This is a genomic window from Motilimonas eburnea (assembly GCF_021295345.1).
Taxonomy (GTDB): Bacteria; Pseudomonadota; Gammaproteobacteria; order Enterobacterales; family CBDFNC01; genus Motilimonas; species Motilimonas eburnea.
In genome coordinates this window covers 39,593-63,978 of sequence record NZ_JAIMJB010000010.1, presented here as the reverse complement: position 1 = coordinate 63,978, position 24,386 = coordinate 39,593, and the positions used below count along the sequence as shown (strand labels likewise).

At 46.1% G+C, this 24,386-nt stretch carries 23 protein-coding genes; 16 read left to right on the top strand and 7 right to left on the bottom strand.

The features are described from left to right. Positions 1 to 16: 16 nt before the first annotated feature. The 8 genes from murD (at position 17) to lpxC (ending at position 9,564) form a co-directional block, all read left to right on the top strand. Positions 17 to 1,339, top strand: coding sequence for a UDP-N-acetylmuramoyl-L-alanine--D-glutamate ligase (gene murD, locus K6Y21_RS11420; protein ID WP_233071979.1), 1,323 nt, complete (start codon positions 17 to 19; stop codon positions 1,337 to 1,339). Continuing rightward, positions 1,330 to 2,502 (top strand): cell division protein FtsW, encoded by a 1,173-nt coding sequence (ftsW, locus tag K6Y21_RS11415; RefSeq protein WP_233071978.1) that lies wholly within the window; start codon positions 1,330 to 1,332, stop codon positions 2,500 to 2,502. The genes murD and ftsW overlap by 10 nt, the downstream gene beginning before the upstream one ends. Further along, positions 2,492 to 3,592: an undecaprenyldiphospho-muramoylpentapeptide beta-N-acetylglucosaminyltransferase gene (gene murG, locus K6Y21_RS11410; protein WP_233071977.1), complete on the top strand. Its 1,101-nt coding sequence runs from the start codon at positions 2,492 to 2,494 to the stop codon at positions 3,590 to 3,592. The genes ftsW and murG overlap by 11 nt, the downstream gene beginning before the upstream one ends. Continuing rightward, complete coding sequence (gene murC / locus K6Y21_RS11405; protein ID WP_233071976.1) at positions 3,589 to 5,052, top strand: UDP-N-acetylmuramate--L-alanine ligase; 1,464 nt, start codon at positions 3,589 to 3,591, stop codon at positions 5,050 to 5,052. Before murG ends, murC begins: the two co-directional genes overlap by 4 nt. Before the next feature lie 179 nt (positions 5,053 to 5,231). Then, positions 5,232 to 6,035 carry a cell division protein FtsQ/DivIB gene (locus K6Y21_RS11400; RefSeq protein ID WP_233071975.1) on the top strand — a complete coding sequence of 268 codons (804 nt, stop codon included), beginning with the start codon at positions 5,232 to 5,234 and terminating at the stop codon, positions 6,033 to 6,035. Continuing rightward, positions 6,016 to 7,272, top strand: a complete 1,257-nt coding sequence (gene ftsA, locus K6Y21_RS11395) for a cell division protein FtsA (protein ID WP_233071974.1) — start codon at positions 6,016 to 6,018, stop codon at positions 7,270 to 7,272. Before K6Y21_RS11400 ends, ftsA begins: the two co-directional genes overlap by 20 nt. 38 nt (positions 7,273 to 7,310) lie before the next feature. Next, positions 7,311 to 8,483, top strand: coding sequence for a cell division protein FtsZ (gene ftsZ, locus K6Y21_RS11390; protein WP_233071973.1), 1,173 nt, complete (start codon positions 7,311 to 7,313; stop codon positions 8,481 to 8,483). Positions 8,484 to 8,649: 166 nt separating this feature from the next. Further along, positions 8,650 to 9,564, top strand: a complete 915-nt coding sequence (gene lpxC / locus K6Y21_RS11385) for a UDP-3-O-acyl-N-acetylglucosamine deacetylase (protein WP_233071972.1) — start codon at positions 8,650 to 8,652, stop codon at positions 9,562 to 9,564. Between the two features lie 177 nt (positions 9,565 to 9,741). Here lpxC and K6Y21_RS11380 read toward each other — a convergent pair whose 3' ends face one another. Continuing rightward, positions 9,742 to 10,227 carry a DUF721 domain-containing protein gene (locus K6Y21_RS11380; RefSeq protein ID WP_233071971.1) on the bottom strand — a complete coding sequence of 162 codons (486 nt, stop codon included), beginning with the start codon at positions 10,225 to 10,227 and terminating at the stop codon, positions 9,742 to 9,744. 30 nt (positions 10,228 to 10,257) lie between these two features. On the opposite strand from K6Y21_RS11380, the gene K6Y21_RS11375 reads away from it, so the two are divergent. The 6 genes from K6Y21_RS11375 (at position 10,258) to yacG (ending at position 16,097) form a co-directional block, all read left to right on the top strand. Continuing rightward, a complete protein-coding gene (locus K6Y21_RS11375; RefSeq protein WP_233071970.1) occupies positions 10,258 to 11,181 on the top strand; it encodes a M23 family metallopeptidase in 924 nt (307 codons plus the stop codon). A 91-nt stretch (positions 11,182 to 11,272) separates the two neighbouring features. Then, positions 11,273 to 14,017, top strand: coding sequence for a preprotein translocase subunit SecA (secA, locus tag K6Y21_RS11370; protein WP_233071969.1), 2,745 nt, complete (start codon positions 11,273 to 11,275; stop codon positions 14,015 to 14,017). A gap of 74 nt (positions 14,018 to 14,091) precedes the next feature. Then, positions 14,092 to 14,484 carry an 8-oxo-dGTP diphosphatase MutT gene (gene mutT, locus K6Y21_RS11365; RefSeq protein WP_233072082.1) on the top strand — a complete coding sequence of 131 codons (393 nt, stop codon included), beginning with the start codon at positions 14,092 to 14,094 and terminating at the stop codon, positions 14,482 to 14,484. Then, positions 14,484 to 15,086: a dephospho-CoA kinase gene (gene coaE / locus K6Y21_RS11360; protein WP_233071968.1), complete on the top strand. Its 603-nt coding sequence runs from the start codon at positions 14,484 to 14,486 to the stop codon at positions 15,084 to 15,086. Before mutT ends, coaE begins: the two co-directional genes overlap by 1 nt. 79 nt (positions 15,087 to 15,165) lie before the next feature. Then, positions 15,166 to 15,891, top strand: coding sequence for a cell division protein ZapD (zapD, locus tag K6Y21_RS11355; protein WP_233071967.1), 726 nt, complete (start codon positions 15,166 to 15,168; stop codon positions 15,889 to 15,891). Between the two features lie 11 nt (positions 15,892 to 15,902). Continuing rightward, complete coding sequence (gene yacG / locus K6Y21_RS11350; RefSeq protein WP_233071966.1) at positions 15,903 to 16,097, top strand: DNA gyrase inhibitor YacG; 195 nt, start codon at positions 15,903 to 15,905, stop codon at positions 16,095 to 16,097. A 90-nt stretch (positions 16,098 to 16,187) separates the two neighbouring features. Here the strand turns inward: yacG and K6Y21_RS11345 are convergent, their stop codons facing one another. The 6 genes from K6Y21_RS11345 to K6Y21_RS11320 form a co-directional block, all read right to left on the bottom strand. After that, positions 16,188 to 17,072 carry a prepilin peptidase gene (locus K6Y21_RS11345; protein WP_285229740.1) on the bottom strand — a complete coding sequence of 295 codons (885 nt, stop codon included), beginning with the start codon at positions 17,070 to 17,072 and terminating at the stop codon, positions 16,188 to 16,190. Positions 17,073 to 17,110: 38 nt separating this feature from the next. Then, positions 17,111 to 18,349, bottom strand: a complete 1,239-nt coding sequence (locus K6Y21_RS11340; protein ID WP_233071965.1) for a type II secretion system F family protein — start codon at positions 18,347 to 18,349, stop codon at positions 17,111 to 17,113. A gap of 75 nt (positions 18,350 to 18,424) precedes the next feature. Beyond that, the gene (gene pilB / locus K6Y21_RS11335; RefSeq protein ID WP_233071964.1) at positions 18,425 to 20,128 is read right to left on the bottom strand and encodes a type IV-A pilus assembly ATPase PilB; all 1,704 of its coding nucleotides are present in this window, start codon (positions 20,126 to 20,128) and stop codon (positions 18,425 to 18,427) included. 24 nt (positions 20,129 to 20,152) lie between these two features. Beyond that, positions 20,153 to 20,563, bottom strand: a complete 411-nt coding sequence (locus K6Y21_RS21270; RefSeq protein ID WP_285229739.1) for a pilin — start codon at positions 20,561 to 20,563, stop codon at positions 20,153 to 20,155. Between the two features lie 595 nt (positions 20,564 to 21,158). Beyond that, positions 21,159 to 22,001: a carboxylating nicotinate-nucleotide diphosphorylase gene (nadC, locus tag K6Y21_RS11325; protein ID WP_233071963.1), complete on the bottom strand. Its 843-nt coding sequence runs from the start codon at positions 21,999 to 22,001 to the stop codon at positions 21,159 to 21,161. 33 nt (positions 22,002 to 22,034) lie between these two features. After that, positions 22,035 to 22,550: a retropepsin-like aspartic protease family protein gene (locus tag K6Y21_RS11320; protein WP_233071962.1), complete on the bottom strand. Its 516-nt coding sequence runs from the start codon at positions 22,548 to 22,550 to the stop codon at positions 22,035 to 22,037. Between the two features lie 97 nt (positions 22,551 to 22,647). Here K6Y21_RS11320 and ampD point away from each other — a divergent pair, with 97 nt between their 5' ends. Together ampD and pdhR are read left to right on the top strand one after the other, a co-directional pair. Next, positions 22,648 to 23,196 (top strand): 1,6-anhydro-N-acetylmuramyl-L-alanine amidase AmpD, encoded by a 549-nt coding sequence (ampD, locus tag K6Y21_RS11315; protein ID WP_233071961.1) that lies wholly within the window; start codon positions 22,648 to 22,650, stop codon positions 23,194 to 23,196. A gap of 357 nt (positions 23,197 to 23,553) precedes the next feature. Next, positions 23,554 to 24,321 carry a pyruvate dehydrogenase complex transcriptional repressor PdhR gene (gene pdhR, locus K6Y21_RS11310; protein WP_233071960.1) on the top strand — a complete coding sequence of 256 codons (768 nt, stop codon included), beginning with the start codon at positions 23,554 to 23,556 and terminating at the stop codon, positions 24,319 to 24,321. The last annotated feature ends 65 nt before the right edge of the window (positions 24,322 to 24,386 follow it).

Here is a 24,386-nt window from a genome sequence, read left to right as displayed (position 1 = left end):
TGGGGTAAGCAAAGTGATGTCACTACATAAGCAGCAAAACATCGTCATTTTAGGACTGGGCATCACAGGCCTGTCTTGTGTTGACTATTGCTTACAATTTGATGTGATCCCTAAGGTGGTGGATACGCGTGCTGAGCCGCCAGGGAAAGATCAGCTACCTGACCATGTGCCGCTCTATGCGGGCGAAATCGATCAAGCTTTGCTGAATCAAGCTGATTTAATCATTGCCAGCCCAGGTATTGCATTGGCGTCACCCGCCCTGGTTGAAGCGGCGGCCAATGGGGTTGAGATTATCGGTGACATTGAGCTATTTGCACGGGCGGTGAACAAGCCTGTTATTGCGATTACTGGCTCCAACGGTAAAAGCACGGTGACCAGCTTAGTCGGTGAGATGGCGCAACAAGCCGGAATAAAGGTTGGGGTGGGCGGTAATATTGGCGTGCCTGCTTTATCCTTACTTAAGCAAGATTGTGATTTATACGTACTTGAGCTATCGAGCTTTCAACTGGAAACCACCCATAGCCTAAAACCTCGCGTGGCCACGGTACTTAATGTCTCGGAAGATCATATGGATCGCTATGATTCGTTTGAGGCTTACCGTCAAGCTAAGATGAGCATCTACCAAAACGCCGCTTATGTATTAGTCAACCGCGATGACCCCTTGACGTTCCCCGAAACCACGTCGGCGCAGATAGTTTCTTTTGGCACTGATGACGAAGATGACTATGGTTTACAACCCAGCTCGACGGGTTTCGCATTAACTAAAGGCGAGCAAGGATTACTCACGAGCGATGAAATGCAGTTATCTGGACTGCATAATCTGGCCAATGTATTAGCGGCTTTAGCCATTGCAGACTGCGCAGGGATTGAACGTCAAGCAGCCATCAAAGCGGCTAAAAACTATAAAGGATTGGCTCATCGTTGTGAGTTTATTAAACAAGTCAACGGGGTTCGCTGGATCAATGATTCTAAAGCGACCAATGTTGGCGCAACCCTTGCAGCCATTGATGGTTTAGCGCCTGTCATCACAGGGCAATTACACCTGATTGCGGGTGGCGATGGTAAAGGCGGTGACTTTAGCCCGCTGGCTCCCGCTTTTGCTGAGCGCATTGCCAGCGTCGTGTGTTTTGGTCAAGATAAAGCCGAGATTGCGCGTTTGCATGAAAAATGCGTGATTGTTGATGATTTAGATGCGGCCGTAAATTATTGTGCAAAACGCTCAGAGCAAGGCGACTGGGTGCTTCTCTCTCCGGCCTGTGCCAGCTTAGATATGTACCCTAACTATATGGCTCGCGGGGAACACTTTCGCCAGTTAGTCGAGGCATTGCCATGTCCTTAAGCCGATTAAAAGGCTGGTTATTTCCAGCCGCCACACATAGCTTTTACGACCGTCAATTAGTGGTATTGGCTCTTAGTCTAGTGGTGATCGGTTTAATTATGGTGGCATCGGCGTCGATTCCCGAAGGGATTGCATTACAAAATGATCCCATGATGTTTGTTAAGCGTCATGGGGTGTTTGTTATTGCCGCTTTGGTGATGGGCGCAATTGTGCTGATGTTGCCGATAAGTTTTTGGCAAGAAAATAGTGGTCGTTTTTTATTGTTAGCCATCGTCTTGTTAATTGCCGTGCTGATTGTTGGGCGCAGTGTTAATGGGGCGGTGCGCTGGATAGGGGTTGGCCCTATTAACATTCAACCTGCTGAGTTTGCTAAGTTTGCTTTGTTTGCTTACCTCGCCAGCTACTTAGTGAGGCGCCAACAAGAAGTTCAAGAAACCTTAAAGGGCTTTTTCAAACCCTTGATCGTGTTATTCGTGTTAGCTACCTTACTGCTGGCGCAACCGGATTTAGGTTCAGTGGTGGTAATGATGGTCACCACGGTTGGGTTATTATTTTTGGCTGGTGCCAAGATAGGCCAGTTTATTGCCATTTTGATCACAGGGGTATCCGCCGTGATCTTGCTGATTGTGGTTGAGCCTTATCGGATGCGCCGTGTCACGTCATTCTTAGACCCGTGGCAAGACCCCTTTGGCAGCGGTTATCAATTAACCCAATCATTGATGGCGTTTGGCCGTGGTGGATGGTTTGGTCAAGGGTTAGGCAATTCGGTACAAAAGTTAGAGTATTTACCTGAAGCACACACTGACTTTGTGTTTGCCATTTTAGCGGAAGAAACCGGCTTTTTTGGTGTGATGGTCGTGCTCGGTTTACTGCTGTGGTTAGCGATGAAGGCGCTATGGATTGGTAAAAAAACGCTGCAGCATGATCAGCTCTACAGTGGGTACCTAGCGATGGCGATAGGGATCTGGTTTAGTTTTCAAACCGCGGTCAACATAGGCGCGGCAGCGGGTATATTACCCACAAAAGGGCTTACTTTACCCTTGGTTAGTTATGGTGGGTCGAGTTTGTTAATGATGGCGTTAGCTGTAGGAATATTAGTGCGTATTGATTATGAGTTTCGTCGTGATACCTGCCAAGCTCGGGAGGTGAAACATGAACGATAAGTTGGCGGTGAAACAAGCAAAAACGTTATTGATCATGGCGGGCGGCACAGGTGGCCACGTGTTCCCGGGAATTGCCGTAGCCAAGGCGTTGGCTGACCAAGGCTGGCAAATTCGCTGGCTGGGCACAGCAGACCGGATGGAAGCCCAATTAGTGCCGAAACATGGCTTCATGATTGATTTTATAGACATTGCCGGGGTAAGAGGTAATGGCTTAAAACGCCTATTACTGGCGCCATTTCGTATTGTTAAGTCGATTTTACAAGCGCGTAGGATCCTACAACAGCATCGCCCAGATGTGGTTTTGGGGATGGGGGGATTTGCCAGTGGGCCGGGCGGCATAGCCTGTTGGTTACAAGGCATTCCCTTAGTGCTGCATGAGCAAAATGCGGCAGCGGGCATGACCAATCGCATTTTAGCCAAGTTTGCTACTCGCGTATTAATGGCTTTTCCTGATACCTTTAGCGGAGCTGAGCTGGTGGGCAATCCCGTACGCACCGAAGTCGTTGCTTTGGCCTGCCAGCCAATCGTTGCTCCTAAAGGCCCTTTAAAGGTGTTAGTGGTCGGGGGCAGTTTAGGCGCCAAGGTATTAAACGACACCGTACCTCAAGCCGTCGCGCAGTTAAGTGCCAATAGTGTATTTGTTCGCCATCAAACGGGTAAGGGTAACAGCACGGCGGTTAATCAAGCTTATCAGCAACAAGGTGTGGATTTATCTCAAGTCACTGCCACTGATTTTATTGATGATATGGCCGAGGCCTACCAATGGGCCGATGTAGTGGTGTGTCGAGCGGGGGCGTTAACCGTTTCTGAACTGGCTGTTGCGGGCGTTGCTGCGATATTTGTCCCTTTACCTCATGCGGTTGATGATCATCAAACTAAAAATGCATTGAGTTTAGTCGAGCTGCAAGCAGGCATCCTTATGCCGCAACCAGAGTTATCGCCGGCTACCTTAGCCGAGCAATTAAACCAATTTATGCAGCAACCTGAGACAGTGGTCGCCATGGCGACCAAAGCGCGTGAATTAGGCATTACCGATGCCACCGCGAGGGTTGCTGCGATATGTAATGAATTAACAGAGAGTTGTAAATGAGCAAAGTTGAGCTAGATAAATTAAGAGCCATGATCCCAGAAATGCGCCGTGTTAAACAAATCCATTTTGTGGGCATAGGTGGTGCGGGTATGGGCGGTATTGCTGAGGTCTTGCTCCACGAAGGTTATCATATTACTGGCTCAGATATTGGCGAGAACCAAGTTGTACAAAGGTTACGCAACTTAGGGGCAACCATCACTATAGGTCATGATGCAGAAAATATCACTGGCGCTTCTGTGGTGGTGGTATCGACCGCAATCAATAAAGAAAACCCTGAAATTATGGCTGCTGCCGAGCTGCGTATTCCGATTGTAAGACGTGCTGAAATGCTGGCTGAACTGATGCGTTATCGTCATGGTGTCGCTATTGCGGGCACCCATGGTAAAACCACGACCACGAGTTTGATTGCCAGTATCTATGGGGAAGCCGAGCGCGATCCTACCTTTGTTATCGGTGGCTTATTAAACAGTGCCGGAACGAATGCAAAACTTGGTGCTAGTCGTTATTTGATTGCTGAAGCCGATGAAAGTGATGCGTCGTTTTTACATTTGCAACCTATGGTGTCGGTGGTGACGAACATCGAAGCGGACCACATGGATACTTACCAAGGTGACTTTGAAGTATTAAAAAATACCTTCATCGAGTTTTTGCATAATCTGCCGTTTTACGGTGTGGCCGTATTGTGTATCGATGATGAAGTCGTTGAGTCGTTATTACCGCGAGTGGGTCGTCAATATGTGACTTATGGCTTTTCAGAGCATGCCGATGTGCGTATTTCGGATTTTGTGCAAACCGCGAGCGCTTGCCAGTTCATCGTACATCGCAAAGATAAGGCACCGCTGTCGATTGGCTTGAATTTGCCGGGTCGCCACAATGCGTTAAACGCAGCCGCAGCGATTGCTGTCGCCACTGAAGATAACATAGAAGATGAAGCCATAATTAGCGCATTAGAGAAGTTTGCCGGTATCGGTCGACGCTTTGAGCATTACGGTGAATTTGAGACCGGGCGCGGTAAAGCCATGTTAGTAGATGACTATGGCCATCATCCAAGTGAAGTCTTGGCTACGATTAAAGCGGCAAAAGCTGGTTGGCCGGAACGCCGTTTAGTGATGGCCTATCAACCGCACCGCTTTACCCGTACCCGTGACTTATATGAAGACTTTGCGACTGTGTTGTCACAAGTGGATCAATTGATTTTGCTGGATGTGTATGCCGCGGGTGAGCAACCCATACCGGGGGCGGATAGCCGAGCATTATGCCGAACGATTCGCCAACGCAGCGATAAAGAACCTATCCATGTGGCAACTGTTGCAGAATTACCCGGTGTACTCGCTGATGTGCTACAAGATGGCGACTTAGTGTTAACTCAAGGTGCGGGTAATATCGGCTCCGTGGTGAAGGAATTGGCAAAATTCGAGTTAAATATCACTTTGATGAAGCAGGCGGCGGAAAAAGTTTAAAAAAAGACTGAATAATGATTGAGTTTTGGATGATTTATTGGTGTTAAGCACAGTAATGAGATTGAACCTAGAACAATGCTCGATATAATGCAGCGTTTCTAACATTTTTTTGCACTCGGTGTGTAATGGGGTGCGGGTAAGCAGATAGGGTGGCTTACCCTTTGTTGAAAGGAATAGCAGTGACGGCACGTGTCGCTAAAAGAAATAAAAAAGAAGAGCCTCAGGCGGCGCAGCAGCTCAATGACGCGCGCCCCCCGAGTCGAGCCGCTTTTTTGGCTGGCCTTACTTTTTTTATCTGCGTGCTAATTGGGCTTTATTGGGGTGGCTTGCGGGTGGCGCAATGGTTAACAGACCAAAAGCACTTGCCATTGAGTGAGTTAATCTTGCTGGGCGAACGTCAGTACGTCAGTGACGATGAAGTGCGCCAGGTGTTACTCGCTATCCCTGAGTCGCAAAACTTTTTCACCTTGGATGTGAATCAGTTACAAGAAAATTTACAAAGTATGCCATGGGTTTACTCTGCATCAGTACGTAAACGCTGGCCAGATAGATTAAAAGTGTTTTTACAAGAGCAAAGGCCAAGTGCATTTTGGAATGAAACGGACTTGCTGAATATTAAAGGCGAAGTGTTCAATGCACCACAGGATAAAATCCAAGCGCCTTTAGTGTATTTATACGGCCCTGAACATAGCTCGAAAGAAGTATTGGAAGTGTACCAGCAGTTGGAAAGCTTGTTGGCGCTAAATGGCTTTAGTATTGATGGTCTTGAACTTACCCACAGATATGCGTGGAATATTCAGTTAAAACAAGGCATAGAGCTAAAGTTAGGGCGTGAGCAGAGAGTCGATAGGGTACAAAGGTTTATTGATATTTATCCATTACTGGATGCACAAAAAGTCGCCTACGTTGATTTACGCTATGACACCGGCGTAGCGGTGGGTTGGAAACCAGAAAGAGAGCCAGATGACCAAAGCAACGGATAAAAAACTAATTGTTGGTTTAGATATAGGCAGTACTAAGGTCGCCGCATTAATCGGTGAAGTGTTGCCCGATGGCGAACTTAACATTATTGGTACCGGGATCCATAAATCAAAAGGCATGGATAAAGGTGGCGTGAACGATCTTGACTCTGTGGTGAAATCCGTTGAGCGCGCCTTGCGTGAAGCGGAGTTAATGGCTGATTGTCAGATCACCTCGGTCTACCTAGGTATTTCCGGTAAGCACATTAGCTGTCAAAACGAGATCGGCATGGTGCCGATTTCTGATGAAGAAGTGACCCAAGATGATGTCGATAACGTGATCCACACCGCGAAGTCGGTTCGGATCCGTGATGAACATAGGATCTTGCATGTATTAGCCCAAGAGTTTGCCATTGACTACCAAGAAGGCATTAAAAACCCCGTTGGTTTATCGGGCGTAAGAATGCAAGCCAAAGTACATCTGATCACCTGCCACAACGACATGGCAAAAAATATTGTCAAGGCGGTTGAACGATGTGACTTAAAAGTTGACCAACTTATTTTTTCTGCCTTGGCATCGAGTTATGCGGTGCTAACCGAGGATGAAAAAGAGCTGGGTGTGTGCGTGGTCGATATTGGTGGTGGCACCATGGATTTAGCGGTATTCACAGGCGGTGCTTTGCGTCATACCGCCGTGATTCCTTATGCGGGTAATGCTGTTACCAGTGATATCGCATACGCATTCGGTACGCCACCGTCGGATGCGGAAGAGGTCAAGGTTAAATATGGCTGTGCCATGGGCTCGTTGGTCAGTCGTGAAGACACCATCGAAGTACCCAGTGTTGGCGGGCGCCCTGCGCGTAGCTTACAGCGCCAAACCTTAGCCGAGGTGATTGAACCTCGTTACAGTGAGCTGCTGGGTTTAGTTAAACAAGAGCTAGACAAGTTACAAGAGAAATTAAAAAAGCAAGGTGTGAAGCACCAACTTGCTGCAGGTGTTGTGTTGACAGGTGGCGCAGCGCAAATTGAAGGGCTAGTTGAAACGGCTGAAGTGACGTTTCAGTCTCAGGTCAGAATTGGTAAGCCCCTAAATGTAAAAGGCTTAACAGAATACGTAGACTCACCCGTGTATTCAACCGTGGTGGGGCTATTGCAATATCAAAGAGCAAACCAGATAACAACATGGCAAGAGAAAGAACAAAGCCATGGTATTGGCTCACTAGCCAAGCGGGTTCATAGCTGGTTTAAAGGCGAGTTTTAAATTTTTTGCGAACAGGCAAAGCAAACGGAGAGAAAGTTATGTTTGAGATAATGGACAGTCATGCTGACGAAGCTGTCATCAAAGTGGTCGGCGTAGGTGGCGGCGGTGGTAACGCTGTTGAGCATATGTTGACGCAAAATATTGAGGGTGTTGAATTTATTTCGGTAAACACCGATGCCCAAGCATTGCGTAACTCCAATGCGGGCACCACCTTACAAATTGGCTCTGGCATCACTAAAGGGCTGGGTGCTGGTGCTAATCCAGAGGTAGGACGTGAAGCCGCCTTAGAAGACCGTGAAGCCATTAAAGAATTACTTGAAGGCTCTGATATGGTGTTTATCGCAGCCGGAATGGGCGGTGGTACAGGTACGGGTGCAGCGCCTGTGGTGGCCAGCATAGCAAAAGAGCTGGGTATCCTCACGGTAGCAGTGGTCACTAAACCTTTTGCTTTTGAAGGCAAAAAGCGCTTGAGCTACGCTGAGCAAGGGATTGAACAATTAGCCACCGAAGTGGACTCGTTAATCACCATTCCAAACGACAAACTGCTGAAAGTACTCGGTCGTGGTGTGAGCTTATTGGATGCGTTTAAAGCCGCTAACAACGTACTATTTGGCGCAGTACAAGGTATTGCTGAGCTGATCACGCGTACGGGTCTTATTAACGTTGACTTTGCCGACGTACGTACGGTGATGAAAGAAATGGGCACCGCCATGATGGGCACGGGTGTGGCTAAAGGTGATGACCGCGCCGAAGAAGCCGCCGATGCTGCCATTTCTAGCCCATTACTTGAAGATGTCGACTTAGCGGGCGCTCGCGGTATCCTAGTCAATATTACGGCTGGCTTTGATATCACCATTGAAGAGTTTGAAACCGTGGGTAATGCCGTTCGTACCTTTGCCTCTGAAAATGCGACCGTGGTAGTAGGTGCCGTGATTGACCCTGAAATGTCAGATGAGCTACGTGTGACGGTTGTTGCCACCGGTATTGGCGGTGAGCGCAAGCCAGACATTACTTTGGTAAACCCAAAACCCGCAGTGCGTGAAACCGTGGGTAATACAGCTGTAGTGAATGAGCCAGCGGTTGCTCCGGCCCCGCAGCCTGCGCAAGCGACGGCACCAGCTGAAGAGCCAAAAGCGAAGCCAGCTGCCGAAGCAAAATCTGAGATAGATTATTTAGATATTCCCGCGTTTTTGAGAAAACAAGCGGACTAAATTATCATCTTATTTGGAAATTCTGTGACATGTGTTAGCATGTTAGGCCATAGTGCGTGAAAAACAGTCTGATTTCGTGTAGGTGTTTTCACATATAGCCGTCATTAATAAATGCTCGTAATATGCGAGTGTGACTTTCTGACAGTGTTGAAATACGGATGACTCAATGATTAAACAAAGAACAATTAAACAAAGTGTAGAAGCCACTGGTATTGGTTTGCATTCAGGTAATAAGGTCACCATGACTTTACGACCAGCGCCTGCTAATACCGGTATTGTTTATCGCCGTGTCGATCTTGACCCTGTGGTAAGCATTAAAGCGACTGCGCAAGCTGTGCAAGAAAGCATGCTTTGTACTTGTTTGGTAAACGAGTCAGGCGAAAAGATTTCAACGGTTGAGCACTTAAGTGCTGCACTCGCGGGTCTAGGTATCGACAATATTGTGATCGATGTTGACGCACCAGAAATTCCGATCATGGATGGCAGTGCCAGTCCGTTTGTATTTTTACTGCAGTCAGCCGGTATTGAAGAGTTAGGTGCAGCCAAGAAATTTATCCGTATCAAACAGCCTGTTCGCGTAGAAGATGGGGATAAATGGGCTGAGTTGAACCCAACCAAAAAAGGGTTTCGCTTAGACTTTGAAATCGACTTTGCTCACCCAGTCATTGAAGGCCAAAACCAGCATATCGTCAGTGACTTTTCTGGTCCTTGGTTTTTGAAGCAAATCAGCCGCGCGCGTACCTTTGGGTTTATGCGTGATGTGGAATATTTGCAGTCGAATAACTTAGCGCTGGGCGCAAGTTTAGATAATGCGATCGGCTTAGACGATTACCGTGTACTTAATGAAGATGGCCTGCGTTACGAGGATGAATTTGTTAAGCATAAGGTACTTGACGCTATCGGCGACCTTTATCTTAGCGGTTACACGATTTTAGGTGAGCTTAAAGCCTACAAAACGGGCCATGCACTCAACAATAAACTATTGTGTGCGCTGTTAGCAGATGAAAACGCTTGGGAAATGGTGAGCTTTGAAGAGCAAGCTGAGCAAGCCGTCACTTATCTGTCGCCCTTGTTGGCCTAAACATCGCCTTTAAAATTAGGAACACGTGTAAATCGTCATCGCGCGTTAATCGTTAAACGAATGGTTATCGTGAATTAAACACAGGGTTTACTGATTGGTTTACACCTGCTCTGTGAGGCAATTCATTTGCTAACACAGCGGTACTGATATGGCTTAGCCATGGCTTAGCCTTTCGTGCTAGTCATCATTGTTTGCACTGGCTTTTCTCTCTGTTGCCAGTGCAGCCAATCTTTCGAGTTTTTCTTTTAAACTTCCCGATGCATGTTCCGCCGCACTTAATATATAGCTAGCCGATGTGTTAGATATAATGCGTGGGTTTGCTTTAAAAGTGGTCGTAGGTGGATGAGATGGAGTTGTTTTATGCGCTAAAGCAGGATTAATTTTTGCCTCAATACTCACAAGGGACGGTAAGTGTTGGCGTAGTTCAGACAAAATATCTGAACGTTTTTGATTGAATCGCGTTAGCCACACAGCACTTGGCAAGGCGATGAATAGGGTCCCAGTTCTGAAATTTGCGATCTTACCATGTTTTATCTGGTGTCGTTCCAGCACGCTTTGTAGTACCCTGTCGAGCGCTGATAATTGATCAGCGCGTTCTTTTAATTTTCTGAAATTAACATCAGAGGCTAATTGAGTCAGCGCACAAGGATGATTTTTACGCATCTTAGTTAGGTCTAATCGAGTAGTATAAGCATGAGTGTAACAGTTATTTACGCCGGTCAAAAACATCGGCATAGCATAGTCATTAAACTAAAGTGGATTTGGTTTTTATTAGTACTATTTGCTTTTATAACCGCCATGGTTGGTCATCGCCTTTATGACGGTTATTCTGCCACGATAATGCAATATAAGATCGCCAGTATTACCGGTAATTTAAGTAAAGAAAACGAGCAGCTAAAGCGGCTGAAACAGCAATCGGACCAGCAGTTAGTGCTATTGGCCACAAAGGTGGGCGAATTGCAAGCGCAAGTGAGCCGCTTAAATGCATTAGGCGGGCGTTTGGCAGAGCAAGCCGAATTAGAAGATGGTGAGTTCGATTTTTCTCAGCCTATGCCGATGGGCGGGCCGGTAGCTGACAATGATTTAGTCTTGAGTGTTGACCTTAACACCTTGACACAGCAGATTGAAGAAGTGGCATTTGAAATAAAAAGTAACGAAGAACAAATGCAACTACTTGAATCTGTGATGATGAATCACCATATCTCCAATGACAGAATGGTCCATGGGATGCCTGTGAAAGGCAAAGGCTATATCACGTCCCTGTTCGGTGTTCGTAGCGACCCCTTTACTGGCCGTGCGCGCTACCATAAAGGCGTTGATATTGCAGGGCGAAACGGTATGCCCATTACTGCAACCGCGGCCGGCATTGTTACTTGGGCTGGTACAAAAACGGGTTATGGTAAATTAGTTGAGATAAATCATGGTGATGGATATACGACTCGGTATGCTCACGCTAAAGCAGTGAATGTCTCTGAAGGAGACGTGGTTACCCGAGGACAAACCATTGCCTTAATGGGCACCACAGGGCGTTCAACGGGGCCTCATGTGCATTATGAAGTGTTAATTGACGGTAAGCAGGTTAACCCCCGCAAGTACATTTACCGCAAAGCTGGCTAACGACCCGAATGCCGGCTTGATACCCATTTAAAATAACTTAACTTGCCAAGGATTGAGCAAGCTTTAATAAAATTTACGCGAGAGTTGATAGATGTTTAACAAAATAATAACCAAAATTATCGGCAGTAGAAACGACAGACTTATTAAAAAATTAGGTAAAGTTGTTAAACAGATCAATGGTCTAGAAGCGGAGCTTGAGGCCTTAACTGATGCTGAGTTAAAAGCTAAAACTCAAGAGTTTAAAGAGGCTTATCAGCAAGGTAAAAGCCTAGATGATATCTTGCCAGAAGCGTTTGCAGTGGTCAGAGAAGGCTCCAAACGAGTGTTTGGTATGCGCCATTTTGACGTTCAGTTATTGGGCGGCATGATTTTACACGATAACAAAATTGCCGAGATGCGCACCGGTGAAGGTAAAACCTTAACCGCTACCTTACCAGCTTACCTTAATGCGATCACCGGCAAGGGCGTGCACGTTATTACCGTGAACGACTATCTAGCCAAACGTGACGCCGAGTGGAACCAGCGTTTATTTGAGTTCTTAGGGTTAACAGTAGGCATTAACTTATCGGGCATGAATCCAGAAGAAAAACGCGCTGCCTACGCTGCTGACATCACCTATGGTACCAATAACGAGTTTGGCTTTGATTACTTGCGCGATAACATGGCGTTTGAGCCACAAGCGCGCACGCAACGTGAACTGTACTATGCGATTGTCGATGAGGTGGATTCTATCCTAATCGATGAAGCGCGTACGCCTTTGATCATTTCAGGCCCAACAGAAGGCAACCAAGAGCTTTACCAACAAATTGATAAGGTGATCCCGCTACTTGAAAAGCAGGATAAAGAAGACACCGAAGAATACGTTGGCGAAGGTGATTACACGGTTGATGAAAAGAGCAAGCAGGTATTTTTAACCGAGCGCGGCCAAATCAAAGTGGAAGAAATTCTGCAAGAGCGCGGTATTTTAGCTCAAGAAGAATCACTGTTCTCAGCATCAAGCATTTCTATCTTACACCATGTTAATGCGGCCTTACGCGCTCATACCTTGTTTGAGAAAAACGTCGATTACATCGTTAACCCTGACAATGAAATTGTGATTGTTGATGAACACACTGGCCGTACCATGCCAGGTCGTCGTTGGTCTGAAGGCTTACATCAAGCGGTAGAAGCAAAAGAAGGCGTTAAGATTCAAAATGAAAACCAGACTCTGGCTTCCATTACCTTCCAAAACTACTTCCGTTTATACGATAAATTAGCGGGTATGACAGGTACGGCTGATACCGAAGCGTTTGAATTCCAAAGCATTTACGGTCTAGAAACCGTGGTGACACCAACCAATAAACCTATGATACGTAAAGACATGGGTGATTTGGTATACCTGACAACCATGGAAAAATACGAAGCCATCATTGAAGATATTAAGGATTGCGTAGCCCGTAAGCAGCCAGTGCTTGTGGGTACGGTATCCATTGAGAGCTCTGAGATCTTATCTAAGTTATTAAACAAGGCCAAGATAAAACACCAAGTGCTTAATGCTAAGTTTCATGAAAAAGAAGCGGATATTGTGGCGCAAGCGGGTACGCCAGGTGCGGTGACCATAGCGACCAACATGGCGGGCCGTGGTACCGATATCGTGCTGGGTGGTAACTTACAAATGCGTTTAGATGATGCCGAAGAAAAAGGGGCAACACCTGAGCAGCTAGACGAAATTAAAGCCGAATGGCAAAAAGTGCATGATGCCGTGCTAGAAGCGGGCGGCTTGCATATTATCGGTACCGAGCGCCACGAATCTCGACGTATCGATAACCAGTTGCGAGGCCGTTCAGGTCGTCAAGGCGATCCGGGCTCGAGCCGATTCTACTTGTCGATGGAAGATCCGTTAATGCGTATTTTCGCTTCCGACAAAGTGTCTAATATGATGAAGAAGCTGGGCATGGAAAATGGTGAAGCCATTGAACATCCTTGGGTTTCTCGTGCTATTGAGAACGCACAGCGCAAGGTTGAAGGCCGTAACTTTGATATGCGTAAATCGCTACTTGAATTTGATGACGTGGCGAACGACCAGCGTAAAGTTATCTATGAGCAGCGCAATGACTTGATGGACAGTGGCGATATTTCTGAAACCATCGAAGTGATTTGGGCAGACGTGGTCAACAACACCATAGATCAGTACATTCCACCTCAGTCCCTTGAAGAAATGTGGCAAATTGCTGACCTTGAAGCGCGCTTAAAGAACGATTTTGCCTTAGATCTGCCACTGCAAAAATGGCTGGATGATGATGACAAGATGGATGAAGAGAGGCTGCGTGAACAGATCCTAGATCAGTCTCGATTAGCTTATGCTGCTAAGCAAGAAGTGGTAGGCAAAGAAGTCATTCAAAACTTTGAAAAGGCCGTTATGCTGCAAACCCTTGATGGTTTATGGAAAGAGCACCTAGCGGCCATGGATCACCTTCGCCAAGGTATTCACCTGCGTAGTTATGGCCAGAAAAACCCGAAACAAGAATACAAGCGTGAATCTTTCGAGCTGTTTACGGAAATGCTTGAAAACCTCAAGCATGACGTGGTCGCTATCTTAGCTAAGGTGCAGGTTCAAACTCAAAATGACGTCAATGCGGTCGAAGAGCAGCGTCGTCGTGAAGCACAAGCGCAGCAAGAAGCTCAAGCATTCCAGCATGCCAGTGCGCAAAGCCAACTGGTCGATGCGGTCGCCGAAGAACAAGCCGAACAAGGTGCTGAAACCTTCGTGCGAGACCAACCTAAGGTTGGCCGTAACGAGCCTTGTCCCTGTGGTTCGGGTAAAAAATACAAACAGTGTCACGGTAAATTAAGCTAATCCCCCTCTATGGAGCACCATAATTGGTGCTCCTTAACCTCTACACAGAATTGCTCCCGAACATTTTAATCAATATGAAACGCATTCACGTTGCCGCCGGCATTATTATCAATTCACATCAGCAAGTGCTCATAAGTCGCCGTTTGGACCATCAACATCAAGGTGGCAAATGGGAATTCCCTGGTGGCAAGGTAGAAGCAGGTGAAACACCAGAGCAGGCCTTGATCCGAGAGTTAAAGGAAGAGGTGGCTATATCTGTCGAGCAAGCCAGGCATTATCAATCGATTAGCTTTGATTACCCCGATAAACAAGTGTTGCTCGACTTTATGCTCAGTCAATCATTCAGTGGTGAGGCGAAGGGGCTAGAAGGACAAGAGGTAAGATGGGTTGCTATCTGCGAGCTAGACCAATATATCTTTCCCGATGCTAATCAGCCTATCGTGACACAGCTGATGGCTGATTTTTAATGCAGATTATTGGCTTAACGGGTGGTATCGGAAGCGGTAAATCGGCCGCTGCCAAGTGTTTTAAGGCGTTAGGAATCCAAGTCGTTGATGCCGATGTTGTCGCTCGAGAAGTAGTAGAGCCCGATTCAACTAGCGGTGCACTCGCGCAGATCACCGCGCATTTTGGTCAACAGATATTGACGGATGCGGGTGAATTAGATCGAGCCAAACTGCGTCAGTTAATCTTTGCTGATGCGTCAGAAAAGCAATGGTTAAATGCCTTGTTGCACCCTTTGATACGACAATCGCTGTTAGCTCAGCTAGAGGCTTGCCAAGGGCCTTACGCCATTCTGGAAGCCCCGCTGTTAATCGAGAATCAGTTACAACAATATATTAGCAAGTTAGTTGTGGTCGATGTACCCGAGGCCCTACAGTTAAGTCGTGCTATGAGCCGAGATAACAATAGCGAAGCCCAAATTCGCTCGATCATGGCAGCGCAAGTGACACGCAGTGTTCGTCTTGCAGAGGCGGACTTTGTGTTGGATAACTCAGGTGATCTCGGCCAGCTAGCGCAACAAGTGACAGCGTTACATCAGCAACTGTGTAATATGAAACTAAATTAATACAGATCAGGCTCAACATTTTGTCATATAAGCGCTACACTCTGTGCTTTGATATCATCGCTAGGTTTTTTATCTCTAAATGGTCATTTTTGAACACCCACTAAATGAAAAAAGCAGAAGCTACCTGCGTCTTGAGTACATTTTTGAGCAAATAGCAAAAAGTCGCCATTTAACCGCACCCAGTGATCCCGAAGCCTTCTTTAAGGGGATCCTTGATTTGCATGAGTTGATGGAACGCTGTGAGGTGCGTAGTGATCTAACCAAAGACTTAGAAAAGCACCTTGCCTCGGTGAATCATTGGGCCACAATTCCAGGTGTGGATCTAAGCCGCATTAATTTGTTACAGCAGCAGTTAAATCAGTTTATTTATCAGTTACCGAGATTAAGTCGCATAACACAAACCTTAAAAGAGGACCGCTTTTTGTCTGCTGTGCGCCAGCGTTTTTCGATACCGGGTGGCCTGTGCAGTTTCGACTTACCTCAGCTTTATTTCTGGCTTAATTTAACAGAGCAAGAAAAGGCGGCAGATTGTAAACGTTGGCTGGCCGACTTTCAGCCGTTAATTGGCGCATTGCAGCTGAACCTAAAGTTATGTCGTGACAGCAGTCACTTTAATTCCGTTGTCGCAAAGAATGGCTTTTATCAAGATATTGCCGAAAATGCAGACATGATCCGCATTAAGATTGCCCCAACCTTGGGCTTTTACCCAACGGTCAGTGGCCATAAAACCCGATATGCAATCCGCTTTTTGCCCCATGGTGATGAGCAAGCACAAGATGTTCCCTTTCAAATTGCCAGTTGTTAAAGGTTGTTACAATGAGCATAACCAAAGTAAATTGCCCAACATGTCAAGCAGAAGTGATTTGGCAGCCTGAATCGCAATTTCGCCCTTTTTGCAGTGAGCGTTGCAAGCTAATTGATTTAGGTGAATGGGCCGATGAAGAAAAACGCATAGCGGGTGAGCCCGCATTCGCCCCAGAAAAACAAGATCAGTGGGAGCAGGATTTGTAGAGCCTGCTCTTGTAGGAACAGCAGTAATTCAGCGATAAATATTAAGACCAAATCGCCGCATGACTGGGGCTCCTACGGGCCCCAATCAACTCACAAAATAAACGAAAAATACAAATCAATCAGCTGTTGCCCATAAACCAAATACAACCAACCGGCACCGGCTAGATAAGGGCCAAAAGGGATCCCTTGATCTCTGCCATTTTTCGCCAAGACCATCAAGGCTATGCCAGCGATAGCGCCAACAAAGGAAGACAATAAGATAATCACCGGCAGCGACATCCAGCCAAACCAAGCGCCTAACGCAGCTAGCAACTTAAAGTCGCCGTAGCCCATGCCTTCCTTACCCGTGAGCAATTTAAATGCCCAGTAAATGCTCCATAAGCTTAAATAGCCGGCAGCTGCGCCTAATACGGCACTTTGCAAATCGGTAAAGGTGCCAAACACGTTTGCCAGAAGGCCCAGCCACAGCAGTGGCAAGGTGAGTTGGTCGGGTAGTAGCATAGTATCGAGGTCGATAAAGGTCATCGCCACTAAAAACCAAGTCAGGGTAAGGGCAAGCATTAAAGGCCAGCCAAAAGGCACCACAAACGCGACTGCCACCGACATCAAGCCTGTTAATAGCTCCACACTTGGGTAGCGTGCAGAAATCGGATTAGCACATTCACTGCATTTACCCTTTAACACTAGCCAGCTGATCACAGGGATGTTTTCAATGGCCGTGATTTTATGGCCGCATTTTGGGCAGGCTGAACGAGGCACAATCAAATTATACCGAGATTCAGCGGTCCCACTTGCGGGGGCTTTTAGCTCATCAGTAAGTAATACGCGACACTCAGACTGCCAATCTTTTTGCATCATAATGGGCAAGCGGTGGATCACCACATTTAGAAATGAGCCTACCATTAAGCCTAGCACCCCTGCAAACACAATAATGGAGGCGGGGTAGGCCTCCATTAGTAATATGACATCTTGCATTAACGCCGATTACCTTTTAATTAAATGCTTAAACACGGTTAACCCACCACTGAGCCAAGGCTAAAGATAGGTAAGTACATGGCAATAACCAGACCACCGACAACCACACCTAACACGACCATGATCATCGGCTCAATTAAGCTGGTTAAGGCATCCACGGCATCATCCACTTCACGCTCATAAATATCGGCTACCTTAGTGAGCATGCCATCTAAATCACCCGATTCTTCGCCGATCATTATCATTTGCGTAACCATATCTGGAAATACGCCGGTGGTACGCATTGCAATGTGCATTTGCATCCCCGCGATAACTTCGTTTCGAACATTTAATATTGCACTTCTGTAAACATAGTTACCCGATGCGCCAGCAGCAGATAAGAGTGCATCGATTAAGGGGATACCCGCAGCAAAGGTGGTTGATAAGGTGCGGGCAAAGCGTGCCATGGCACTTTTATGAAGAATATTACTAATGACTGGTACTTTTAGTACAAATTTGTCAGTGTTATCACGCACACTTTCTGATTTCATATGCGCTTTTCTAAAGAGGAATACAGCAACGGCAATAATAGCAAACATGATATACCACCATTGCTGCAGTAAGTGAGATATGCCAATTACTAATTGTGTAAATGCAGGTAGTTCAGCACCAAAACCATTAAAGATATCTTCAAATTGGGGGATAACAAAAAGTAATAAAATACAAGTAACCGTAATGGCAACAAATACTACCATTGCCGGATAAAACATAGCTTTTTTGATTTTTGACTTTAATGCTTCCGCTTTTTCTTTATAAACCGCGATCCGATCGAATAGGGTTTCAAGTGCACCAGATTGCTCACCAGCTTGTACTAAGTCACAATAAAGATCGTCAAAATATTTCGGATGCTTCCTTAATGAATCAGATAATGGAGTTCCAGTCTCAACTTCCGCAGATATTTGTCCAATAAGGTCTCGTATCGTAGGTTTTTCGTTGCTTTTACCTATCATCTGTAGGCTTTGCACTAATGGCACCCCTGCTTGTAGCATGGTTGCAATTTGCCGCGATATCACGGCAATGTCCATAGGTTTAATGGCTTTACCTATGTTGCTCAAAAATGAATCATTCTTTTTATTTATCTTCGTAATGCTGACACCTTGTCGACGCATTTCGGCTTTCAATTGGAGTGCCGATTCGGCCTGCATTTCACCCGAGACTTTTTTACCCTTACGGTTAACCCCGCTCCATTTAAAGGTAAAAATCTTTGGCGCATTTTTCGCTTTGCTTACTACAGCCATAAATAATCCTTGTTAAGCTTATGCGGTACATAAAGCCTAAGTATAAATTGGGTTTAACTTGTTGGCTAAAAAAGACTAATTATTGGTGACCCGGGTCACTTCCGATAAGCTAGTCACACCTTCCACGGCTTTAATTAGGGCGGATTGCCTTAAGGTGTGCATACCTTCTTTTTGCGCAATATCATTTAGCTGCATGGCATTGGCGTTATCTAAGATGGCGCGGCTAATTGCTTCAGTCATCACCATGACTTCATAGATACCCACTCGGCCTTTATAGCCATCGGTGCACTTATCACAACCTACTGCTTTATAGGTTGTTAGCCCCTTAGCAACCTGAGCTTGGGTAAAACCTAGCTCTAATAGCTCACTAGCAGGAATCTGTTCGGGAACCTTACAGTGTTCACACAAGCGACGCGCTAGACGCTGCGCCATAATTAAGGTCACCGAGCTCGCGACGTTAAACGCGGGCACGCCCATGTTAAGAAGGCGAGTTAGGGTTTCTGAGGCCGAGTTGGTATGTAAGGTAGATAATACCAAGTGACCGGTTTGCGCGGCTTTAATGCCGATTTCGGCGGTTTCCAAGTCACGGATCTCACCCACCATCACGATATCGGGATCTTGACGTAAAAACGAGCGCAGCGCACTGGCAAAGGTTAAGCCCGCTTTTGGGTTAACCTGGACCTGGTTAATCCCCTCAAGGTTAATTTCAACAGGGTCTTCGGCGGTAGAAATATTGCGCTCAGCCGTGTTTAAGATATTTAAACCGGTGTAGAGAGACACTGTTTTACCCGAGCCAGTTGGGCCAGTAATTAAGATCATACCTTGGGGTTTACTGATGGCATCGAGGTACTGTTTTTTTTGCTTTTCACTGTAACCCAGCGCATGAATATCGAGTTTAGCTGCGGAGCTATCCAAAATACGCATTACAATCTTTTCACCCCACATGGTGGGTAGGGTAGACACACGCATATCCATGGATTTGTTTTTTGATAGCTTTAGCTTAATCCGGCCATCCTGGGGAATGCGGCGCTCGGCAATGTCGAGTTTTGACATCACTTTTAAACGAGCAGAGAAACGGTTGGTTAAGTTAACCGGTGGCGTGGCCACTTCCGTTAAAATACCATCGATACGCAAACGTACTCGGTATTTTTTCTCATAAGGCTCAAAGTGTATATCCGATGCGCCTTTGCGTATGGCGTCGGAAAGAATTTTATTAATGTACTTAACTATCGGGGCGTCATCATCGCCCATATTTTGCGCTTCATCGAGGCGAGATTCGCTGTCATCAACGTCGATATCGCCGATTTCACTTTCATCGAGATCGCCTAGGGCCGAAGTATCATCCTCGGTCAACTTTTCTATCGCCTTTTGCAACTTATCTTCTTCAACCAGCAAGGCCTCGGTATGCATGGCAAAGCTAAAGCCAAAGTCTTCCAGGGCACCCACATTAGTGGGATCTGACATGGCGATATATAAGGTGTGCCCTTGGGTATAAATCGGTAGCGCGTGATGCTTTTCGATTAGTTTTTCATTGATAAATTTGTCGGGAATATCTTCTAATTGAAAAGAATCAAGGTCGAGTAAGGGGATGCCGTACTCAGCCTCACAAAAGTCGGCTAACTCTTTAGAACTAATAATTTTGTTATGTACTAAATGAGTAACTAGAGGCTGCTTTTCGGATTTCGCACTAACTAAAAAGGACTGGGCTTTTTCTTTGGGAAAAAAGCCACGAGCGGCTAGATTAGCTAAAAGACCGCTCGTAGACGTATTAATAGACATTAACTATTTCACTTAGCCTAAGTATTAGCTACAGCCATCGATATAGTCACCACAGCTAGGAATGGTTGATGTAATAGTCCAATCAAGAACTGCACCATTGATAACGCCTGTGTATGTTACTGTCTCAGCTGCACCTGCAAAAGTTGTATTAACAACAATGACACCATCGGTTACGCTTGCAACAGGAGCTGCAGCAGGAGGAATGTCATTCTGGCTTTCAGAACAGCCTGTTAATGTTCCTAGTGTGTTGTAGCAAATACCAACAGCCGTTTTATAACCACTAATTCCAGCTATGTCTGAGGTTACTTGCGCGCGGTTAGTGTAGGTTTGATACGCAGGCAACGCAATCGCAGCCAAAATACCGATGATCGCAACCACGATCAATAATTCGATTAGGGTAAAACCCTGTTGTAGTTTGTTCATTTGCTTGTTCATAAAGGACTTCCTTCACTTACGGTTTTTATTAGGGATAAGGGTAGGTAAGTGGAGTTTATTTAAGGCTCCATTACCTGTGTTGTAACATCTCAAGAAAATTGATCTGGCACAAGTTAGCTAGATCATGTTTTCACACTTAAACTTTAGAACACGGTGGCGCATTTCACACTTTCCAAAGATAAACTTGATTAAGTTTCGGTTTACTCTGTTAAGGCAATCACACCTTGTTGTTCTTTTTGCTTATCGGCAATCCGTTTAAGCTGCGCCAATGAATTCAAGGAATCGATTATTTACGAGGTAAATAGCGTTAACTTGTTTCATTTCTGCTGTGTTGATTGTTAGCAACGCAGCGATTCTAATGAAAGGCTCACCTTTTTATCAAGCTATTTTGTGCCCAGATGACAAAATTGCGACTTAGGGCTGCAAAATTTACATATTGATATATATAGGGAAAAAGTGTGGGCCCCTTCGCTGATGGGGTGTAGGAACTGTGGAGCAGCAGCCATGCAGAGATTTAGTCTCAGCATTTATCGCTGCATTACTGCAGCTCCCACAAACTGCAGTATCTATTTCAAAAAGATACAGCCACCAGGGCTTAGCCGATCAAACGCATTGACAAGTCAACGGCTTTGACATGCTTGGTCAGGGCGCCAACCGAGATACAATCCACGCCGGTTTCGGCGTAGCTGGCGATGGTGGTTAAATCCACATTACCCGACACTTCCAGTTTGGTTGCTGTGGTGTTCATCGCGACGGCTTGTTGCATCATAGGGATTGTGAAGTTATCTAGCATCACTACGTCGGCTTGGGCGTCTAGCGCTTGCTGTAGTTCGTCTAGGTTTTCGACTTCGACTTCGACCTTTACTCCCGGATTAAGTTTGCGCGCCTCACTCACGGCTTGGGCTATGCCGCCGCAGGCCATGATGTGGTTTTCTTTTATAAGGTAAGCATCAAATAAGCCGATGCGATGATTGGTGCCGCCGCCGCAGGTAACGGCGTATTTTGATGCATTGCGCAGGCCCGGTAAGGTTTTGCGGGTATCAAGCAATTTACATTTAGTGTGGGCAATTTTGCTTGAATACTCAAAGGTTGCAGTGGCAATGCCTGATAGAGTTTGAATAAAGTTTAACGCGCTGCGCTCACCCGTTAATAAGGTGCGAGCTGGGCCGCTTAGGTAACAAATCACTTTGTTTGGCGCTAGCATATCGCCATCGTTAACCTGCCAATCAATCGTGACCGTGTCACCCAGTTGTTTAAACACTTCATCAGCCCAAGCTTTACCGCAAAAAACGGCCTGCTCGCGACTAATAATACTAGCTTTAGCTTGGGTATCTGCGGCAATTAAGTTGGCGGTAATATCGCCTTGCTCTGCGCTTAGGCCATTTAAATCTTCGTTAAGGGCGAGGGTAACGCTATGGGCGATGTCTTGCTGGTTCATGCTGAGTCCTGTGGCGGCGATGTTATGAAGCGACTAGTAAAAACTTAAGGTTAGCTGGTTGCCTTGTTGCACCATTTTAAATTGCTTTAACACGTTCATGCCTAGCAAAATGGTGTCATCCTTCATATATGGGTTAATTTGAGCGCGCAGATCGTACAATGTCAGTGGCCCTAAGCTCAAGCTTTTAATCATGGTTGCATAGACCTCGATATTGCCATTGGCGGTGCTTACCCAGCTGGCATAGCCTTGCTGTAAACCTAACTGCTGTGCAAGATGGGCTGGGATAACGGTGGAGGTCGCTCCCGTGTCGAGCATAAAGGTCATGGCTTGGCCATTAATCATTCCTGTTACCACATAGTGAGCTTGGCGATTTTGCACTAAGGTGATGCTTTGGCTTTTGCCTTGGCTTAGCTGGGTTAGGTCTTGATTGGGATTGTATTGATTGGCTAACTTGGTATTAAAATATTGCACCAGCAGGGCACCAAGGCAAAGCCAAGCGATCAACCACATCCATTTACTGATATTTTTTGTCGGGCTAGGAGCGTTCATCTTTCACCTGAAATCGTTGCCAACAGCTTAATTAACATTTGGCTTATCATAACACGCTTTGCGACTTTCAGGGTTGATGCAATTTATAGGGAACAAAATGAAATACACGATAAATCAACAAGGTGACATTGACGAGGCGCGTCAAGTGCCATCTCCTTTTTGTGATCCTAGGCCCCTTGGACAGGATATTTCCTTATTGGTGATCCATTCTATTAGCTTACCACCAGCGCAATACGGCGGCCCTTACATTGACCAGCTATTTACCGGTCAGCTTAACCCGGCTGAACATCCTTATTTTGGAATGATTCATCAGTTTAAAGTATCGGCTCATGCGCTTATTCGCCGTGATGGCGAGTTAGTTCAGTATGTGCCGTTAACTAAGCGGGCTTGGCACGCGGGGGTATCAAGTTTTCAAGGGCGAGAGAAATGCAATGACTTTTCTATTGGTATTGAATTAGAAGGCACGGATGACAGCGCCTTTACTGATGCTCAATACCAGACCTTAACTGAGCTAACGCAAGCCATTATGATGAGATTTCCACAAATAACATCAGATCGTATTACTGGCCACAGTGATATCGCACCGGGTCGTAAGAGCGACCCCGGAACCGGGTTTGATTGGAAAAAATATTTGGCTAAGTTGTAAGCGTCCTAGTCATCCGTAGGAGCAGCAGTTATTTGTGGGAGCCCCAGTGATGGGGCGATTTTATCTCACTATTTATCGCTGCATGACTGCAGCTCCCACAGATTGCGGCTCCCACAAACAGCGGTTACAAGAAAACCACCTTTTTAACAAAGTTGTCAAAATGTGTTGCTAGGGTTGATAGAATGTAACGTAAAGTGCATTGGTCTGACCATTTTGTCCTGTTTTGCCTTCAAACAGCCCAAATCCTTTGATCAGGATCAGCTTTTTGGTGGACAAAATGTTAGAGCTTTGCTATTTTTTGCGCCAAATGAAATTGGTAATACCAATTGCTCTAAACATGAGCTTGAACGAGAAAGCATGGCCTATCAAAAAATTAAACAGCCAAAAATTGCCGATGTCATCGAAGCGCAATTAGAAAGCATGATTCTGGAAGGGAGTCTCAACCCCGGCCAGAAGCTGCCGCCTGAGCGTGAATTGGCAAAGCAGTTTGATGTTTCTAGGCCATCATTGCGTGAGGCAATCCAGCGTCTTGAAGCGCGGGGGCTGCTCACAAGGCGTCATGGCGGCGGTACTTTTGTCGGGGCTGAGTTACGTCAAGGGTTAACCGACCCGCTGTATGAATTACTCAACTCCACACCCGAATCGCAATATGATTTGCTTGAATTTCGTCATGCCCTTGAAGGTATTTCGGCATTCTATGCCGCATTGCGTGGTACCGAGGCCGACTTCTCGCAAATTCGCCAAGCCTTTGCTGACATCGAACAAGTACAGCAACAAGGCCAAGACTTAGAAGTGGAAGCTAAGGTGGTCGTGGCCTTTTATTTAGCCATCGTCGAGTCATCCCACAACTTGGTTTTAATGCATTTAATGCGTGGCTTGCTACCTTTGTTAGAGCAAAATGTATTACACAATTTACAACAACTTCAGCGTAAGCCCGAGATAGCAAAAGCCATCAGTGAGCACCGCCGAATGTTGTTGGATGCCATTTTGGGCAAAGCGCCTAAAAAAGCCAGAGACGCATCGGATCGTCATCTGGTTTTTATTGAAGAAACCCTGCTGGAAATCAGCCGTGAAGAAAACCGCCTTGAGCGCTCTTTACGTCGAGTTCAGCAGCCAAAAGAATAACTGGGTGTTAATTAGCCTAGCAAGGCTACAACACTTTCGTTTGTACGTGCCAAAGCAGTCACGTT